This is a genomic window from Rhizobium oryziradicis, from assembly GCF_001939045.1.
GTDB lineage: Bacteria > Pseudomonadota > Alphaproteobacteria > Rhizobiales > Rhizobiaceae > Allorhizobium > Allorhizobium oryziradicis.
Window position 1 is genome coordinate 636,645 of sequence record NZ_MKIM01000027.1, and the last position, 19,223, is coordinate 655,867.

At 55.0% G+C, this 19,223-nt stretch carries 14 protein-coding genes, 1 other RNA gene and 1 pseudogene; 9 read left to right on the top strand and 7 right to left on the bottom strand.

Features of this window, described 5'->3' with window-relative positions:
- Nucleotides 1-62: 62 nt before the first annotated feature.
- The gene (pncA, locus tag BJF95_RS14030) at nt 63-689 is read right to left on the bottom strand and encodes a bifunctional nicotinamidase/pyrazinamidase (RefSeq protein ID WP_075640354.1); all 627 of its coding nucleotides are present in this window, start codon (nt 687-689) and stop codon (nt 63-65) included.
- 309 nt (nt 690-998) lie between these two features.
- Here pncA and BJF95_RS14035 point away from each other — a divergent pair, with 309 nt between their 5' ends.
- On the top strand, nt 999-3,332 hold the full coding sequence (locus tag BJF95_RS14035) for a glucose/quinate/shikimate family membrane-bound PQQ-dependent dehydrogenase (protein WP_075640355.1): 2,334 nt from the start codon (nt 999-1,001) through the stop codon (nt 3,330-3,332).
- A gap of 160 nt (nt 3,333-3,492) precedes the next feature.
- Nucleotides 3,493-3,774, top strand: coding sequence for a DUF6074 family protein (locus BJF95_RS14040; RefSeq protein WP_075640044.1), 282 nt, complete (start codon nt 3,493-3,495; stop codon nt 3,772-3,774).
- A gap of 26 nt (nt 3,775-3,800) precedes the next feature.
- On the opposite strand, the gene BJF95_RS14045 is transcribed toward BJF95_RS14040, so the two are convergent.
- Together BJF95_RS14045 and BJF95_RS14050 are read right to left on the bottom strand one after the other, a co-directional pair.
- Nucleotides 3,801-4,544 (bottom strand): alpha/beta fold hydrolase, encoded by a 744-nt coding sequence (locus tag BJF95_RS14045; RefSeq protein WP_075640045.1) that lies wholly within the window; start codon nt 4,542-4,544, stop codon nt 3,801-3,803.
- 5 nt (nt 4,545-4,549) lie between these two features.
- Entirely contained in the window at nt 4,550-7,078 is a 2,529-nt protein-coding gene (locus BJF95_RS14050) for an ATP-dependent helicase (protein WP_075640046.1), read from the bottom strand.
- Nucleotides 7,079-7,384: 306 nt separating this feature from the next.
- Between BJF95_RS14050 and pstS the strand changes: the two genes are divergently transcribed.
- The 6 genes from pstS to BJF95_RS14080 all read left to right on the top strand — a co-directional run bounded on the left by pstS (nt 7,385) and on the right by BJF95_RS14080 (nt 16,570).
- Nucleotides 7,385-8,437, top strand: coding sequence for a phosphate ABC transporter substrate-binding protein PstS (gene pstS / locus BJF95_RS14055; protein ID WP_075640047.1), 1,053 nt, complete (start codon nt 7,385-7,387; stop codon nt 8,435-8,437).
- Between the two features lie 90 nt (nt 8,438-8,527).
- A complete protein-coding gene (gene pstC, locus BJF95_RS14060; RefSeq protein ID WP_075640048.1) occupies nt 8,528-9,493 on the top strand; it encodes a phosphate ABC transporter permease subunit PstC in 966 nt (321 codons plus the stop codon).
- A gap of 10 nt (nt 9,494-9,503) precedes the next feature.
- Nucleotides 9,504-10,352: a phosphate ABC transporter permease PstA gene (gene pstA / locus BJF95_RS14065; RefSeq protein WP_075640049.1), complete on the top strand. Its 849-nt coding sequence runs from the start codon at nt 9,504-9,506 to the stop codon at nt 10,350-10,352.
- 28 nt (nt 10,353-10,380) lie between these two features.
- A complete protein-coding gene (gene pstB, locus BJF95_RS14070; RefSeq protein ID WP_075640356.1) occupies nt 10,381-11,190 on the top strand; it encodes a phosphate ABC transporter ATP-binding protein PstB in 810 nt (269 codons plus the stop codon).
- 166 nt (nt 11,191-11,356) lie between these two features.
- Nucleotides 11,357-12,766, top strand: coding sequence for an FAD-binding oxidoreductase (locus BJF95_RS14075; protein WP_075640050.1), 1,410 nt, complete (start codon nt 11,357-11,359; stop codon nt 12,764-12,766).
- 180 nt (nt 12,767-12,946) lie between these two features.
- A complete protein-coding gene (locus BJF95_RS14080; protein ID WP_175577259.1) occupies nt 12,947-16,570 on the top strand; it encodes an AsmA family protein in 3,624 nt (1,207 codons plus the stop codon).
- Between the two features lie 73 nt (nt 16,571-16,643).
- On the opposite strand, the gene BJF95_RS14085 is transcribed toward BJF95_RS14080, so the two are convergent.
- The 4 genes from BJF95_RS14085 to ssrA form a co-directional block, all read right to left on the bottom strand.
- Nucleotides 16,644-16,862: a ribbon-helix-helix domain-containing protein gene (locus BJF95_RS14085; protein WP_075640052.1), complete on the bottom strand. Its 219-nt coding sequence runs from the start codon at nt 16,860-16,862 to the stop codon at nt 16,644-16,646.
- 71 nt (nt 16,863-16,933) lie between these two features.
- Nucleotides 16,934-17,146, bottom strand: coding sequence for a DUF4169 family protein (locus BJF95_RS14090; protein WP_075640053.1), 213 nt, complete (start codon nt 17,144-17,146; stop codon nt 16,934-16,936).
- A gap of 11 nt (nt 17,147-17,157) precedes the next feature.
- Nucleotides 17,158-17,664 carry an SspB family protein gene (locus tag BJF95_RS14095; RefSeq protein WP_075640054.1) on the bottom strand — a complete coding sequence of 169 codons (507 nt, stop codon included), beginning with the start codon at nt 17,662-17,664 and terminating at the stop codon, nt 17,158-17,160.
- Nucleotides 17,665-17,825: 161 nt separating this feature from the next.
- Nucleotides 17,826-18,194: a transfer-messenger RNA gene (gene ssrA, locus BJF95_RS14100) on the bottom strand.
- A gap of 174 nt (nt 18,195-18,368) precedes the next feature.
- Between ssrA and BJF95_RS14105 the strand changes: the two are divergent.
- Nucleotides 18,369-18,899 (top strand): annotated as a pseudogene (locus tag BJF95_RS14105) (thymidylate synthase); the annotation flags it as partial.
- Between the last annotated feature and the right edge of the window lie 324 nt (nt 18,900-19,223).

Consider the following 19,223-nt stretch of genomic DNA (forward strand, 5'->3'; position numbering starts at 1 on the left):
TTGAGGAACCGTAAATCAATCTCCCAAGGGTTTCTGTGTCTCATATCGACGATTGGCGAGCGTTAGCCCACAATTGTGCTGCTGGTGATAACGTGAACGCCATGGGATTGCATTTCTGCAATGGCCGCTTCCACCGTTTGCGGATCAATGCCGAGGCTTGCGTCTTGAACAAAGCGCGTCGTCACACCGGGCAGCAGTTCGATTGCATCGAGAGCCGAAAACTTCACGCAAAAATCGGTCGCCAAGCCGGCAATATCCAGCTGGGTCACGCCTTTTTCAAAAAGATAAGTGTGAAGGCCGGTGCTGCTGGTTTGGTCATTGTCGCGAAAGGCCGAGTAGCTGTCCACGTCAGGATTTTCACCTTTTTTCTGAATATAATCAATGCGGCTGATATCGAGGTTGGGGTGAAAATCGGCATCATGCGTGCCTTGCACACAATGGTCCGGCCACATCACTTGCTGCTTGCCAGACAGCATGCCCATTTCAAAAGGCTGTTTGCCGGGATGCATTGAGGCAAAGCTGCCGTGGTTGGCAGGGTGCCAATCCTGTGATGCCACAATTAGATCGTAATGGCCGCTTGCCATCAGCGCATTGACCACCGGCACAATCGTATCGCCAGCCGGTACAGGCAGGTTTCCGCCCGGGCAAAAGCCGTTTTGGATATCAATCAGCAAGAGGGCTTTCGTCATGCAATGGGTCTCCTTTGTCATGGCATCAACATGGCAATGAAGCACGGTGCAGGCAAGGGCAAAGCGTAAAAACCGGCTTTTTGAGCCTTTATCAATATAGCTCTGATTTTTATGGAACCTTTGCGCCGCCACTGCGTTGGTCCAAGGTGTATGCCTCATTTTGAGGCATGATTTTCAATCTGCATGATGTGTGAAGTGGGGCAACCTTGCTTTGGATATTGTGCGGAGCATTTGCGCGTTGCAATGAAGCCAGAGGGCAATTTCACGCCACTATCCTTCGTTGGCAGCGCATATCATGGGATTTTATCAATGGTTCTTATCCTCACAGCGATCGTCTTTGCCGCGATGGGGCTGGTGTTGGGCGGTGGCGGTGCATATCTGCTGTCGCTGGGCGGTAGCCCGTTTTTTGTGGTAGCGGGTGTTTTCTTTTTGCTCACAGCCCTGCTCCTGGTGATGCGCAAGGCCAGCGCGCTTGCCGTGTATGGCCTGTTTATTCTGGGCTGCCTTGGTTGGGCAATTTGGGATGTCGGGTTTGATTGGTGGCAGTTGGCATCGCGCGGCGGCCTTGTGATCGTCCTTGGCTTCTTGCTGCTTTTGCCCGCCGTGCGCCGCAAGCTTGGACCATTGCATCGACGCGAAAGCGGCATTGCGGCCAGCGTGTGGCCGGTGGCGTTGCCAGTTTTGGTGTCGCTTTGCGTGGCTGGCTATTCCATGACCCACGACCCTTACGACAAATCCGGCACGCTGCCGATGGAGGTTACCGACGCGAACCCCGCCTATGGCGGCACGATGCAGGATGGCGAGTGGCACCAATATGGCCGCACACCCTTTGGTCAGCGCTATTCGCCACTGACGCAGATTACGCCTGACAATGTCGCCACCTTGAAAACCGCATGGACGTTTGAGACTGGCGACGTGAAACAGCCCGGCGATGTCGGCGAAACCACCTATCAGGTGACACCTTTGAAGGTGGGAGACACGCTTTATCTCTGCACGCCCCACAATTGGGCCATTGCCATTGATGCTGCAACCGGCAAGCAAAAATGGAAATACGACCCCAATGTGGGCCTTAACCCCGATCGCCAGCACCAGACCTGCCGTGGCGTGACCTATTATGCCGATCCGCAGGCGACAGCGGGCGCGCCTTGCGCCACCCGCGTTTACCTGCCAACATCCGATGCGCGCCTGATTGCGCTGGATGCTGCCGATGGCAAGGTGTGTGAAAGCTTTGCCGACAAGGGCACGCTGCACCTTGAACAGGGCATGAAATACAATCCGGCTGGCTATTATTATTCCACCTCGCCACCGGTTATCGCGGCTGGCAAGATCATCATCGGCGGTGCCGTCAACGATAACTATTCCACGATGGAGCAATCCGGCGTTATTCGCGCCTTCGATGTGCACACCGGTGCTCTGATCTGGAATTGGGATAGCGGCAACCCGGACCAAACCACGCCCCTGCCAGCAGGCCAAACCTATACGGTCAATTCGCCCAACAGCTGGTCGGTGTTCTCGGTGGATGAGCAACTTGGCCTCGTCTATCTGCCGATGGGCAATCAGGTGCCCGACCAATTGGGCATGAACCGCAGCGCCAATGTGGAGAAATATTCTTCCTCAGTTGTTGCGCTGGACATCAACACCGGCAAAGACCGCTGGGTGCAGCAATTTGTGCACCATGACCTTTGGGACATGGATGTGCCAGCCCAACCCGTGCTGCTCGATTTGAAGCGCGACGGTGCAATAATTCCAGCGCTGGTGGCTCCCACCAAGCAGGGCGATATCTATGTGCTGGACCGCCGCACTGGCCAGCCGATCATTCCGGTGAAAGAACTGCCAGCGCCCGGCGGCACCATTCCCGAAGATCATGCATCGCCAACCCAGCCGATTTCGGAGCTGACCTTCCGCCCCGAAAAGCTGCAAGAGCGCAATATGTGGGGCATCACCCTGCTGGACCAGCTCGCCTGCCGCATTCAATTCCACGAGTTGCGCTATGACGGCCAATATACGCCGCCATCGCTCCAAGGCTCGATCATCTATCCCGGCAATTTCGGCACCTTCAATTGGGGCTCCGTTGCGGTTGATCCAGAGCGTGGCCTGATGTTTGGCATGCCAACCTATCTGGCCTTCACCTCTCAGCTGGTGCCACGCGATCAGGTGCCACCGAAAAAGCAGGATGATAAGGGGTCGGAGCAGGGCCTGAACCGCAATGATGGCGCACCCTATGCCGTGAAAATGGGTCCGTTCCTGTCGCCAATTGGCATTCCGTGTCAGGCTCCGCCATGGGGCACGGTTGCGGGCGTTGATCTCAACACTGGCAAGATTGCCTATCAGCATCGCAACGGCACAGTCCGGGATATGACCCCGCTGCCACTGCCTTTTGCCGTGGGTGTGCCGGGCATTGGTGGTCCAATGATTACCAAGAGCGGCGTGGTTTTCTTAGGTGCTGCTGTTGATAATTACGTGCGCGCCTATGATCTCGCCACCGGCAAAGTGCTGTGGAAAGGCCGCCTGCCTGCAGGCGGACAGGCAACGCCGATGAGCTATGACCTGAATGGCAAGCAATATGTGGTGCAGGTGGCCGGTGGCCATGGCTCGATTGGCACCAAGCCCGGCGATTATGTTATTGCCTATACGCTGCCATAGCAAAATATCGCTAAATTATTGATATAAAAACAGATCCCTCCGGTATTACGCCGGGGGGATCTTCTTTTGATACAGGTTGAAAAAATCCAACACGGCCACGGCAACCAAACTTTAACCATGATGGGGTTAAAACGAATCACTCACGTAAAGGATGGTTCGAATGCCCAACACTGCCGCCCAACTCCAGCCCACCCCATCATCGCTCGCGTTTTTTCCGCTGGCGAGCCGTCGTGATCTGGTGCGCAGTGCAGCTGTGACCCTCGACCGCCTTCAGGGCGACAACGCCACCGTTTTTTGGCGCACCACCTGCCGCCAGCTCGGTGCCGAACTTCTCGACCTTGGCTGCCCGGAAGAAGACATGCGCGCTGAGATCATGGAATTTCAAGACGCCGTGCAAATGGAACTGATGTGGCTGCATCAGGGCGATGAAGCCAAGGCGTAATCTGCCGCAAGCTTGATCCTTTTGACCTAGCGTAGCACTTTTTCTAAAGCGGAAATAAACGCGTCTTGATTATCCAGCATCATGTTGTGACCGGCATCGGGAATGGTGATGATGGGAATGTCGGCTGCAACAATTCTATCTTTGTCATGTGGAGCAGGAGATCGTTCTCCCTGGATAAATGCGTGTGGCATTGGTAAGTTGATAAAGCGGTCTGATAGATCGGTTGGCATGTTTTTACCAAGCGACTGTTCGCTGCGATACATAGCGACAGGATCTGCGAGACGCATGGTTACTGACCAAATGTTTCCGATGTTTTTCAACGTGCTTGCAAAACCCTCTGCAATATAAAGATCTTCGCTATACGCATCGATCCGTGGGCGCGGTGTTGGCAAAAGATTGGCCTCGCAAACGACCAGACGCCCAACCAAGTCCGGTCGGGTAGAGGCCAGCATGATTGCGATTGCCCCTCCCATGCTATGGGCGATCACATCAGCCTTGGAAATTTCCAGCTTATCCATAAAGCTAGCTAACGCGGCTGCCTGTTCGCTTAATGAATAGCCAAAATCCTGCTGGCGATCACTGATGCCGAAACCCAGCAAATCAATAAGCAGTGTGCGTTGTCCTGCAATCTTTGGATCGGTTGCTACAGATGTGTAATAAGCCAGCGAAGAGCTTCCTAATCCGTGCACGAAAATACGAACCGGCTCATTACCTGGCAATTCGACATAGCCAATGCGCGAACCGTCATTCAGAACTTCAACATGTTTCATAGTCTTCAAGCCCGCTCGACAAACCCGTCCAGCACGCGCTTTTGCCCGGCGCGGTCAAAATCAATCGTCAACTTGTTGCCCTCCACAGCCGACACATTGCCATTGCCGAATTTGATGTGGAACACGCGATCGCCAACGGCAAATTTTGATGGCTCAGAGGCGGTGGATTTGGCCACCAACTGGCCGTCGATGGTTTTGCCGCGTGGGCCGCTTTCACCGTAGCCGATGCGCTCGACCGCGTGGCCGGAGCGGCTGCCCCAGTTTTCGCGGGTCGCGTCGGTTTTGTTGGCTTGGGCGCGTTTCCAGCCGGGGGTGGAATAGTTGTTCTGAAACGGTTCCTGCTTGTCAAAGCGCGATTGGCCATAGCCACCGCCGCGGCCATAGCCGCCATAGCTGGACTCGGCTTCGGCCACTTCCACATGGGCGGGTGGCAGCTCATCCAAAAAGCGCGAGGGCAGGGTGGATTGCCAGAGGCCGTGAATGCGGCGATTGGAGACGAACCACAGGTGGCAGCGGCGCTTGGCGCGGGTGATACCGACATAGGCAAGGCGGCGTTCTTCCTCCAAGCCAGCGCGGCCGCTTTCATCGAGGGCGCGCTGGTGTGGAAACAGGCCTTCTTCCCAGCCGGGCAGAAACACCGTTTCAAACTCCAGCCCTTTGGCCGAATGCAGCGTCATGATGGAGATGGCGTCCATATTTTCGTTTTGCTCAACATCCATCACCAGCGAGACATGTTCCAGAAAGCCGCGCAGGCTTTCAAAACTTTCCATCGAGCGGATCAGTTCTTTCAGGTTGTCGAGCCTGCCGGGAGCTTCCGCCGATTTGTCGTTTTGCCACATGGCGGTGTAGCCGCTCTCGTCGAGAATTTTTTCGGCGAGTTCGGTGTGCGGTGTGTTGTCGAGCATGTCCTGCCAGCGGCTGAAATCAGCCACCACGTCCAGCAGCGATTTACGTGCCTTGGGCTTCAACTCATCGGTCAGCACAATGTCGCTGGCTGCCTGCAACATCGGAATATTGCGGGCGCGGGCATAGTCATGCAAATTGCGAATGGTGGTATCGCCCAAGCCACGTTTGGGCGTGTTGACGATGCGCTCAAACGCCAGATCATCCGCAGCCTGACACACTACCCGGAAATAGGCCATGGCATCGCGGATTTCCAAACGCTCATAAAAGCGCGGGCCGCCGATAACCCGATAATTAATGCCCAGCGTTACAAACCGGTCTTCAAACTCGCGCATTTGAAAGGATGCGCGCACCAGAATGGCCATGTCGTTGAGCAGGTGCTGATTGCGCTGCAGCTGCTCGATTTCCTCGCCAACGGCGCGGGCTTCCTCTTCCGAATCCCAAGCCGCGTGCACCACCACTTTTTCGTCATTGGGGTCTACGCGGTCTGTAAACAGCGTCTTACCCAGACGGCCTTCGTTGTGGGCAATCAAATGACCAGCAGCCCCAAGGATATGCTCGGTGGAGCGATAATTACGCTCCAGCTTGATGACTTTTGCGCCGGGAAAATCCTTCTCGAATCGCAAAATGTTATCAACCTCGGCACCACGCCAGCCATAAATCGACTGGTCGTCGTCACCAACGCAACAGATGTTGACCGTGCCGTTGACGGTTTTGCCCTCTGCGTTTTTGCTGCTTGGCCGCTGCGCCAGCAAACGCAGCCACATATATTGTGCCGTATTGGTATCTTGATACTCGTCCACCAGAATATAGCGAAAGCGCTGGTGGTAATCACGCAGCACATCGGGATTGGCGCGAAACATGCGGATGGGATGCAGCAGCAGATCGCCAAAATCACAGGCGTTCAGGCTTTTCAGCCTGTTTTGATAGGCGGCGTAAAGCTCGCGGCCCCGGCCATTGGCAAAGGCGCGGGCATCACCCTCGGGGATTTGCGATGGGTCCAGCCCCTTGTTTTTCCAGCCATCGATCATGGCGGCAAATTGTTTGGCGGGCCAGCGCTTGTCGTCCAGCCCTTCGGCCTGAATGATCTGCTTGATCAGCCGCACCACATCATCGGTATCGAGAATGGTGAAATCAGACGATAGCCCCACCAGCTCGGCATGGCGGCGCAAGAGCTTGACGCCAATGGAGTGGAAGGTGCCAAGCCATGGCATGCCCTCAACAGCACCGCCCACCAGAACGCCAATACGCTCCTTCATTTCGCGGGCGGCTTTGTTGGTAAAGGTCACGGCCAGGATCTGGCTGGGGAAGGCGCGGTTTGTGGCCAGCACATGGGCGATGCGGGTGGTGAGCACGCGGGTCTTGCCGGTTCCTGCACCGGCCAGCACCAGCACGGGACCATCCAGCGTTTCCACGGCTTCGCGCTGCTCGGGGTTTAACCCTGAGAGATAATCGGGTGCACGGGCCTGATCGCGGGCAGCAATGGCGCGGGCCGCAATGCCCATGGTGCCTGGAGCGTCAACAGGGCGCGCCGCATCCATATCTACCTTGCCATCGGACTTGCCAATTGCAGGCTTTCGAGGCGCGGGTTCTTCATCAAAGAAGGGTATATCATCAAAACCGGTGTTCATACCGCTCAATGTAGTGATTCGGGGCCGAAAGGCTAGTCGGATGTTCCGGTTTTATTCTTATTTTCAAGAGAAGTTTTGAAATCGCCCTGCGTTTTCGCCCTGTTTCGCCTTTGAAACGTGTTTTGCGCGGTTGTGGGTGAGTGTTCCAATGGCTTTCCCTGCATCTATCTTTTTCTTCGATCTTCCTGCTCAATCACAGAATTGTTACTGCCCTGTTCCAGTATAAAATTGTCACAAAACCTTTGTGAAAGAGGCGTAGGTCGATCCCGGACAATAAAACTTGTGACGACAACAGGGATTGCTTCAATGACTCTGATCAGAAAAATCACCATGGGTGCGACAGTTGCAGCACTGAGCCTGACATTTGCCAGCGCAACATTTGCCGCTGACATTGCCGGCGCGGGCTCCAGCTTTATTTACCCTGTTTTCGCCAAATGGGGTGAAGCCTACAAAGCGAAAACCGGTATCAACCTGAATTATCAGTCGATTGGCTCCGGCGGCGGCATCAAGCAGGTTGAAGCCAAGACTGTTACCTTCGGCGCAACCGACAAGCCTTTGAGCGATGAAGAACTTGAAAAGAACGGCCTGACCCAGTTTCCGATGATCATGGGCGGCATTGTGCCTATGTATAATGTTGAAGGCGTCAAGCCCGGCGAACTGGTGCTGGATGGCAAGGCACTTGAAGAAATCTACATGGGCAAGATCACCAAGTGGAATGATCCTGCGATTGCTGCGCTGAACAAGGGCATCAAGCTCCCTGAGCAGGCCATTGTTGTTGTTCACCGCGCTGACGGCTCTGGCACCACCTTTAACTTCACCGATTACCTCAGCAAGATTTCGCCTGAGTGGAAGAGCAAGATTGGTTCGGACACCGCTGTTGAATGGCCGGTTGGCGTTGGTGCCAAGGGTTCTGAAGGTGTTGCCAACACTGTCAAGCAGACGGCTGGCTCTATCGGCTACAATGAATATGCCTATGTGATCCAGAACCACCTCGGCTATGCCAAGATGGTCAATGCGGCTGGCAAGACTGTTGAGCCTTCGCTGGATAGCTTTGCCTCTGCGGCTGCAAATGCCGATTGGGCAAAGGCCAAGAACTTCCACGTGGTCATCACCAATCAGCCTGGCGACAAGAGCTGGCCGATTGCTGCCTCCACATGGGTTCTGATCCACAAGACCCCTGTTGATAAGGCTGCAACCGAAGCTGCTTTGAAGTTCTTCGCCTGGGCTTACAAGGATGGCACTGCTGAAGCCAAGGCTTTGCAATATGTTGCCATTCCAAAGTCGGTTGTAACCCTGATTGAAAAGTCCTGGGAAGAAAACATCAAGGCTGACGGCAAGCCTGTTTTTAAGGCCATGTAATCTTTTGGCTTCCTGTTGAACGTCCTGTGGCAGCGGGTGTGTAGGCGCCCGCTGCTTCTTGCTTAAATATTCTCTGTTCTGGGGTATCAGATGTCGATTGAGGGCCAGTCACTAGGGCACGATGGGGGTGCAGGGGCAAAGAGTCAGCGCATTCAGGATATTATTTTCATCAGAGTGACGTGGCTGTGTGCCATGCTGGTGATGGTGGTTTTGCTGGGCGTTTTTCTGTCGCTGTTCATCGATTCCATGCCAACCTGGCGCGAGTTTGGTCTCAGCTTCATCTGGAACGAGCGCTGGAGCCCTGCCAAGGATATTTATGGTGCGGCAGCGCCAATTTTTGGTACGCTGATCACATCGGTGATTGCTCTGGTCATCGGGGTGCCGATCAGCTTTGGCATTGCCATTTTCCTCAATGAAATTTGCCCGGTGGTTTTGCAAAGGCCCATCGGTGTTGCCATCGAGTTGTTGGCAGGCATTCCCAGCATTATTTACGGGCTGTGGGGCTTTTTTGTTCTTGCTCCGATCATGCAGACCTCGGTGCAGCCCTTTTTGCTGGACACGCTCGGCCATGTGCCGGGGCTCGATATTTTGTTCAGCGGTGCGCCTTACGGCATTGGTATGCTGACGGCGGGCGTTGTGCTGGCCATCATGATCCTGCCTTTCATCACCTCCATTACCCGCGATGTGTTCAGCACCGTGCCGGTGCTTTTGCGTGAATCCGCCTACGGCATGGGCATGACCACGTGGGAAGTGGTGTTCAACATCATCATTCCCTACACGCGCCGGGGCCTTATTGGCGGCGTTATGCTTGGTCTTGGTCGCGCCTTGGGCGAGACCATGGCGGTGACCTTTGTGATCGGCAATTCGCACCGTATTGCCGCCTCGCTACTGGCACCGGCCACCACGATTTCGGCATCAATTGCCAATGAATTCAGCGAGGCGACATCGGATCTCTACTCTTCCAGCCTGATTGCGCTGGGGCTGATCTTGTTCTTCATCACCTTCGGGGTGCTGGCGATTGCAAAGTGGCTTATTGGCCGCAGCGAAACCTATTGAGGAGCATGGCATGTCGATCATTTCACGGCGTTATCTTGTTAACCGCATCGCCATGACCCTTTCGGTCATCTCGGCGGTGATTGGTTTGGGTTTTCTGGCCTCCATTTTGTGGACCTTGCTCTATAATGGCCTTGGTGCCATCAACCTTGATATCTTTACCCAGATGACACCGCCGCCCGGCTCTAAAGGCGGTCTGGCCAATGCTATCTACGGCTCATTCATGATGACGCTGATTGCCACGGTGATTGCAACGCCCGTGGGCATTCTGGCGGGAACCTATCTGGCCGAATATGGCCGTGGCTCGAAGATCGCGGCCGTTGCCATCTTCATCAACGATATTTTGCTGGCGGCACCATCGATTATTGTCGGCCTGTTTATCTATGCGCTGCTGGTTGTGCCGTTCAAGCATTTCTCCGGCTATTCCGGCGCAATTGCTTTGGCGGTGATTGCCATTCCGGTCATCAACCGCACCACGCAGGATATGCTGGCGCTGGTGCCCGATGCCGTGCGTGAAGCGGCGGCAGCCCTTGGTGCGCCGCGCTGGAAGGTGATGACCGCTGTTGTCTGGCGCAGTGCCCGCAGCGGCATTTTGACCGGGGTTTTGCTGGCGGTGGCCCGTATCAGTGGCGAGACGGCACCCTTGCTGTTTACCGCTCTCAACAACCAATTCTGGACGGCTGATCTCAGCCAGCCGATTGCCAATCTGCCGGTGGTGATTTTCCAATTTGCCATGAGCCCTTACGATGACTGGCAGCGCCTTGCCTGGGGCGGTGCGCTGATTATCACGGTCACAATTTTGGTGCTGAACATTGTCGCACGGAGCCTGGCTTCCGGATCACTCTTTTCGAGGGAGAAATAAAATGAGCACATATAGTGCGGGAATCGAGATGGCGTCTGCGAAAGCCCATTCTGAAGCGTTCAACCCCTCTGATATTGGTCGCAAGATCAAGCTTGAGGCCAAGGGTGTGTCCTTCTCCTATAAGCCTGGCCATCAGGTTTTGAAAAACGTTAATTTGCCCCTGCGTGACAACACCGTCACCGCCTTCATCGGCCCATCGGGCTGTGGCAAATCCACGCTTTTGCGGGTGTTCAACCGTATGTATGATCTTTACCCCGGCCAGAAGGCAACGGGCGAGGTCTTGCTGGATGGTCGCGATATTTTGAAGCCTTCCGAGGATTTGAACCGCTTGCGCTCCAAAATCGGCATGGTGTTTCAAAAGCCCACGCCCTTTCCCATGACGATTTATGAAAACATCGCTTTTGGCATTCGCCTGTCGGAGAAAATCTCCAAGGCCGAGATGAACGAGCGGGTGGAATCGGCCCTGCAAGAGGCAGCCCTTTGGAGCGAAGTGAAAGACAAGCTGCACCAGAGCGGCCTTGGCCTTTCCGGCGGTCAGCAGCAGCGTTTGTGCATTGCCCGTGCCATTGCCGTGAAGCCTTCGGTGCTGTTGCTGGATGAGCCGACATCGGCGCTTGATCCGATTTCGACCAGCAAGCTGGAAGAGTTGATCGAGGTGCTGCGCGCCAACTATTGCATTGCTATCGTTACCCACAATCTGCATCAGGCGGCGCGCATTTCGCAATATACGGCCTTTATGTATCTGGGCGAGATGGTGGAATTTGACACCACCGAGAAGATTTTCAGCGCCCCGAAAGAGCAGAAAACCAGCGACTATGTGACGGGTCGTTTCGGCTAAAACATGCCTTTCAAAATGACGCCTGCGCTTTGAGACGGCGTCGTGACCCGCGACGATGGGTGACGCCGCTGCCAGCAGGCATCATCCGCATCGCACTGGACAAGTTGCAGCTGCGGGGGCATATCTGCGCCTTGAAACAATAGGTGTTTGATAGGCAGGACTTGATATGAGCAGGAAGGATGTTGTGGCGGGGCCGCGCAACGAAGACGGCATTGCAGCGGTTATTGGCCTTCTCAAGCAGCGCTTTGGCGAGAAGTTTCAAACCGGCCAGTCCTTTCGTGAGCAGCACGCCCACACCACAACTTATATTCCGGCGCAATTGCCCGATGGCGTTGTTTTTGTCGAAAGCACCGAGGATGTGCAGGCGGTGGTCAAGCTCTGTGCGGCCCACAAGGTGCCGATGATTGCCTTTGGTGTTGGCTCTTCGCTGGAAGGGCAGGTCAATGCCGCATCGGGCGGTATTTCCATCGATTGCAGCCGGATGGACAAGGTGCTTGAGGTGAATGCCGAAGACCTCGATTGCACCGTGCAACCGGGTGTGACGCGCGAGGCCCTCAACACGTATTTGCGTGATACGGGCCTGTTTTTTCCCATTGATCCGGGTGCCAATGCCTCCCTTGGCGGCATGGCCGCCACACGGGCATCGGGCACCAATGCGGTGCGCTATGGCACGATGAAAGACAATGTGCTGGCGCTGACAGCCGTGACTGCTGATGGCGAAGAAATTCGCACCGCCCATCGCGCCCGCAAATCTTCGGCGGGTTATGATTTGACCCGGCTGTTTGTCGGCTCTGAAGGCACGCTTGGCATTATCACCTCTATCACGCTGAAGTTGCAGGGTATTCCTGAGAGTATTGGCGGTGGCATCTGCACCTTTGTGGATGTGAAATCGGCGTGTGATGCGGTGATCATGACCATTCAAATGGGCATTCCTGTTGCCCGTATTGAGCTTTTGGATGCCATGCAGGTGCGTGCTTGCAACGCCTATTCCAACCTCAGCTTGCCAGAGAAACCAACGTTGTTTCTGGAATTCCACGGCTCCGAGCAGACGGTTGCCTTGCAGACAGCGCAATTTGCTGAGATTGCCTCGGAATTTGGAGCCGATGGCCTGCGTTTTACCTCCGATCCGCAAGAGCGCAATCAGATTTGGAAAGCCCGCCATAATGCCTATTGGGCGGGCCGGGCGCTGGCACCGCATTTGAACGGCTTGTCCACCGATGTGTGTGTGCCAATCTCAAGGCTTGCCGATTGTGTGGCGGCAACCCAGGCCGATATTGCTGAAACCGGCATTCTTGCCCCGATTGTTGGCCACGTTGGTGATGGCAATTTCCATCTTCTGATCCTGTTCGATGATAAAAACGACGCCGATGTTGAAAAAGTGGAAGCCTTCATGGCGCGCTTGACCGAGCGCGCGCTTTCCATGGATGGCACCTGCACCGGCGAACATGGCGTGGGGCAGGGCAAGATGGGCTATATGCAAGCCGAGCTTGGCGGTGCGCTGGAGCTGATGCGGCAGGTGAAACGCGGGCTTGATCCCGATAACCTGTTCAATCCGGGCAAGATTTTCCGTATGTAGCGTCATGCACCGCACGAACTGCTTGTTCCGTATGGCTAAGTGGCTAGAGTTTGTTAGGGAAAAGTGGAATCCGGTTTTCCCGAAGAGACAAACGAAAACAAAGAATGTTAGAGTCTGTCTGGTTCAATCTGAACCTGACAGACTCTAGTGTAGGCTGTGATCATACTGGAGTTGGATTACGTGCTCAGCAGGCTTTTTATTGCTCTTGGCGGGTTGGTGGTGGTGGCGCTGTTTGCGGCGCTTCTGGCTCCGCTCTTCGTGAACTGGACGGATTTTCGCCATCAATTCGAAGATCAGGCCAGCCGAATCCTGGGCAAGAAGGTTGTTGTGCATGGCAGCTTGGAAGCGCGCCTTTTGCCGTTTCCCTCTGTGACCATGAATGACGTGACGGTTGGTCCCGGCGAAGATGGCAAGACGCTGGCCCATGTGGCGCGCTTTTCCATGGATGTTGAGCTGGCACCGTTTCTCTCTGGCGAAGCGCGCATTTTCGCCATGCGGATTGAAAAGCCCAAGGTGCGATTGCGGGTCTTGCCCAATGGTTCGCTGGATTGGCTGCTGGGCAGCCGCCCCAGCCTGCCGGCGCGCAATGTTGTTTTGGAAAATGTCACGGTCAGCGATGGTGTCATTGATGTGATTGATGAGCAAACCGGCCGCAACCGTGTTGTTCAAAACCTCAATGCGAATTTGAAAGCCGGATCGCTGGCAGGCCCGTGGACCATCGCTGGCAGCGCTGCGCTGGATGGGCAGATGGGGCGTTTTTCCCTTTCAAGCCTGCAGCCTGAAGCAGGACGTCAGGTCATTCCGCTGAAAATTCACTTGGCACCTACGGCAACGTCGGTGGATATTGATCTGTCGGGCGACCTTGATATGGCCGATAACCACCCGATGCTGAAAGGCACGTTTCTCGCAACCATCCGCGCGGCACAGCTGGGTGGCGAGGCAGGCAAAAAGAGCCGCAGTGAGGCCATCCTGCCAGAGCCGAGAATGCGGGGCAAATTCGAGCTTGCCAATGACCGTATCCGGGTGCCGGAATATCGGCTGGAGGTTGGCGCTCTGGATCAGCCCTATGTGATTACCGGAGAGGCAACGCTAGACAGCGGCAAGGCACCGGAATTTTTGCTGACCGCCGAAGGGCAGCAGATTGACGTTGATCGGCTGACCATGCCTGTCACCGCCGGTAAAACCGGGCGCAACGTAGAAAGTTCTGCGCGTCAGCGCATTCGCGCGCTGATTGCGCTGGCAGATCAAATCCCTATTCCGGATGTGCCGGGCCGGGCCAGCGTGAAGCTGCCTGCCATTGTCGCAGGCGATACTGTTTTGCGCGATATTACCTTGAATTTGCGCCCTGCCGGCAGCGGATGGACCGTGGAAAAGACCGTTGCGACCTTGCCGGGGCGCACGCAGGTGGAAGCCGCTGGTCGGCTTCAGCTGAAAGGGGCCGCCTCTTTCGCGGGTTCGTTGCTGATTGCCTCCAACCAGCCCTCGGGCCTTGCGACATGGCTTTCGGGCAATGTGGACCCTGCCATTCGCAAATTGCGGGCGGTTGGGTTATCCGCCAATGTCAATCTGACAGCGGATGTGCAGCAATTTGACAAGCTGGAACTTGCCATTGGCTCCGCCAGTCTGCGCGGGCGGCTGGAGCGCCATTCCGGTGACAATCAGGAGCCAAGCCTGTCTTTTGATGTGTCAGGTGATGCCTTTGATTATGATGCGGTCAAGGCTTTGGCCTCGCTGGTGTCTGGCGATACCAGCGGTGACTCTGTGCTCAATCAGCAGATTTCCGGGAAGATCAAAGTGGGTGCTTTTTCCGCGCTGGGCGTCACGGCACAGGATGTGGATGGCTTGTTCACCTATGACAATGGCGGGTTTTCTATTCGCACACTGGATATCGGCAATCTTGCCGGTGCCAGTATCAAGGCAACGGGTGAAGCCTCCGGCTCGCTTGCTGACTATAATGGCAAAGCGCAGATTGTTTTGAATGCGGGCAATATGGCGGGTTTCCTGACGATGTTGCAGCAGCAATTGCCTGTGCATCCGCTGTTGAACCGGCTTGCCAAAAGCGGCGACTGGTATGGCAATAGCAATCTCGTGCTGGATGCACGCTTTGGTGATGTGCAATATGGCGGTGTGCAACTGGATCTGCATGGTCAAGCCAATGGCACAAAGCTCAATGTAGCGCTGCGCCAAAGCAATCTGTTTGATGTGTTTGGCGATGCGCAAAAGACGCTGTCAGTGCAGGCGGATAATCCTGATCCATCCATTCTTCTCGGTCAGTTAGGATTCGAACCCCTGCCACTCCCCGTGGACGGCGCTGCGAGTCTCGATCTTGATCTCAAAGAGGAGGGCGACGCCCCGGCGACAGGGAAAATGAACCTGACGGTGGGGTCTACCCATCTGGCAGCCGACGGCACGGTCAATCTGGACTCTGCAATTTTCCTCGAAGGGCAGGGGAATGTGACGCTGACCAGCGATGACATTGCGCCCTTGTTGATGATGAATGCTGTGAGCCTGCCGGGTATTGTCGATGGATTGCCGCTCTCGCTGTCGACTAAAGTGGAGCACAAAGGGCAAAACACTGCGCTATCGGCGCTGACGGGACAGATTGCCGGAGATGCCATTGGCGCAAACCTGACATTGGAGCCGACCACGGACGCCTTCAAGCTTACGGGTGATGTGAAACTGGCGCGCGCCAATCTGAATTGGTTGGCCACCAGCATGATTGGTCCGGTTCATGACCCGCTCAAGGGTGGGTTTTCCACGGAAAAGCTATCAAGCCCGATTTGGGGCCAGATGCAGATGGCGCTGGATATGCATGCCGATAGCCTTGGCCTTTCTGCTCTGCCCGATGCCCAAAATTTTGCAGCAAAACTCACGCTTGAGGACGGTGGCCTGACACTGGATGGTGCATCTGCGGACTGGTTGGGCGGCAAGGCCGATATGCGCCTATCGCTGTCGAACAATCAGGATACGGCGTTTTTGCGCAGTAAATTGACGCTGAAAGGCAGCCACCTTGCCACTATTTGGCCTGGTGCCGGGCTGGGCGGCAATGCCGATGTGGATTTTACGGCTGAGGGCAGCGGCAAAAATGCCAAAGAGTTGATGTCATCCGTCAATGGATCGGGTCAGATTGCGCTCTCAGCGCTGGTTCTGCCAAAGCTTGATCTGAGCAGTCTTCCGGCGTTGAGTGCAGCCTTTGCAAGCGCCAAAGGCGAGGTCACGGCGGCACAGGTGGCAGATACACTCAAGCCGCTCTTGGCCCGTGCTCCCGCGGATATCGGTGAGATTGCTTCTCCCTTCACGCTGACCGAGGGCAAGATGCGTTTTCAGGGTCTCAAAGTGCAAACACCAAAAGCCGATCTGAGTGCGGAGGCGGTGGTGGATGTTCCTGGCGCGACGCTGGATGGGGCGTTGACGGTGGCATTCCATGCCGATGATGCTGCAAGCGTTGGCAGCACACCCACCGTCCGGGTTCTTGTCGATGGGCCGGTGGGTGCGCCTGCAATATCGCTCGATGCCAATGAAATGGCCAGCTATTTGTCCATGCAGGCCTTTGAGCGTGAGCGCCGCCGCGTGGAAACCTTGCAATCCAATGTGTTGGAAAAGCAGCGCCTGCGGCGCGAAGTCGCCTATTATACGGCCCTGGCTGTGGCCAGACAGGCCGCAAAAGAGAAAGCCGAACTGGAGCGCAAGAAGGCAGAAGAGGCGGCAACCCCGTCATTCAATATTGGCGATCCTGTTCCACCCGCACCGCATGATCCGGTTGGCACGATTATTCAACAGCAGGGCGCGCCGAGCGCGAATTAAAACGAAATGATAGCCTGCCGTCTGTGGCGGCAAGTGGTTCAGCCTGTCGGTTTCAATCTGAACCTGACAGGCACTATGAAGCAAGCGTGCCCTTGAGCCAGTCCAGCACATACAGCCTGAGAGCCGAGGAGAGATTGCAATCGGGACGGCGGTTGCTGTCGATTTCTGCAATCAAGCTGGCAATCGGCATTTGGCGATGGTCGGCAATGGTGCGTATTTCCTGCCAGAAGGCATCTTCCAGCGAAAAACTGGTGCGATGACCATGCAGCGAAATCGAATGCTTCCTGATCATCGGCTTCTGCTTCAGGTGAGGTTGGAACAATCAATCAGATTTTGCGGGCAAGCGACGGATGCTTGACGATTTCACACATCGGTCTGGTCTGTGGCGGGTTTTGAGGACCGCTCAAGGCGCGATTGATCCAGCGCCTTTTCCGCTTTTTTGTTCAATGCCGATGTGAGGTTTTTTTCAGCCTTGGTGCGCCCGAAGGTCAGGCGGTTTTGATCCGCCGACTTTTCCTTCTCAACGCGCGCCTTGGCTTTTTTAAACTGACGCAGGTTTACAACGTCACCGGACATTGGCCATCAACCTAATGCTTCTTGCGGAAGGCATCGAGGGAAACCACAGAGCCTTCCTTCTTTTCGCCCTCAAGCTTTTCCTCATCCGAGCCATCAGCCTTTTCGGCGGTGCTGACAGGATAAGCGGTGATTTCAGCCGACATATCGGATTCTTCCACCAGAGGAACATCAAATTCCAGCTCGAAATTGACCGAAGGATCGTAGAAACCGCGAATGGCATTGAAGGGAATAACCAGCTTTTCCGGGGTGTCGGAGAAGGAAAGGCCCACTTCAAACTGGCTTTCTGTCACCTTCAAATCCCAGAACTGGTGCTGCACAACAATGGTCATCTGCTCGGCATATTTTGCCTTCAGCGCCTGCGAGATGCGCACGCCCGGCGCACCTGTGAGAAAGGTGATGAAAAAGTGATGGTCACCCGGCAACCGGCCCGTCGCAGCCACTTCTGTCAGCACTTTGCGGATGACACCGCGCAGCGCATCTTGAGCCAGAATATCGTAACGGATGTGGTCCTGCCCCATATGGTCCTGTCTTTCTTCTTCGTCCGGTCATGGCGCAACAAGATGCGCGCGTCGTATGGTTATAAGCTAAGCTTGCGTTCGGGCAAAGGCCGAATCTTGGCTATAGCTATAACAGTATAAACCAATTTTGAAGAGGCGGGGGAATTTTGAAGCAGGAAGTAGGTGAAGGCTTCTGTTGCCAGGTGCCTTCGGACCCCGCCATACGGGGCTAACCGTATGGACTTAAGTTCGGATTTCCGGAACCGCCATTAGGCAGCTACAGCATAACCCTGAGCGTTGTTGTCATTTGCAACTACACTTGTGACCCGATGACGGTGGTATCATGCCGAGCAAAAGTTCGATCTTTACGCCCTTGTCGATCCTATTTCACCCCCATCAAAAGCCGGTCATAACGACTGGCCGGTTTTTGGTGGAGGCGCCGGGTACCGCCCCCGGGTCCAATAGGTTTATTACACCGACAGTTTATTGCCATAGCCGATGCAAGCACCGGCAAGGGGTATATAGGTGCTTTAACGAGCAATGAAAAGAGTTTCCTGCGCTGTTTTTATAATTCTGTTTTATCCCCGCAGTAGAATCATAAAAAACCGTTTAAAAGCCCGGGAGAGCGCCGTTGTCGCTTTGCGTGAACGCATTTCATCATTAGACCTGTGCGCAATGATGCGCCATGCAGTGGCCAAGGATTTTGAACGAAGAGGTGCAATCTCATGAAGCAATATCACGATCTTTTGCAGCATGTGATGGATAAGGGCAGCGACCGTGGTGATCGCACCGGCACCGGCACGCGCTCTGTTTTTGGCTATCAGATGCGCTTTGATCTGACTGAAGGTTTCCCGGTTTTGACCACCAAGAAGCTGCATTTGCGCTCGATCATCCATGAACTGCTGTGGTTTTTGAAAGGTGATACCAACATCGCCTATCTCAAGGACAACGGAGTCAGCATCTGGGATGAATGGGCCGATGAAAATGGCGATCTCGGCCCAGTCTATGGATCGCAGTGGCGCTCCTGGCCAACCGCAGATGGTCAGCATATCGATCAGATTGCCAATGTCATCACCAGTATCAAGGCCAATCCCAACTCTCGCCGCCATATCGTCACGGCATGGAATCCTGCGGAAGTCGACGATATGGCGCTACCGCCCTGCCATTGCCTGTTTCAATTTTATGTGGTTGATGGAAAACTGTCTTGCCAGCTTTATCAGCGCTCGGCCGATATTTTTCTGGGCGTGCCATTTTCTTCCGGCATCGATTCGGTATCTTCGACCGTAACCCATTGTAACTCCACAATTCATTGACGAGGACAGCAGTGTACCGGTCCCATCGGTCATTAGCTTCAGTGTTTGAGGCCGCGAAGTCGTTTGCCTGAAGCATAAGGGTTCCCGTACTCACGTTCTCTCGATACGAAGTCGGAGCCACATCGCCGCTTACTATGGCCAAGAAATCCTGGTGTCGATGAAGAGTCTTTAGCCGTTATCGCTCCAATCAGTGGGTGCGTAAAAATACGCAGTAAAATCAAAAGTTGTTTATCAATCGTGTTTTTCAATCCTAGACCGGTTGTTTTG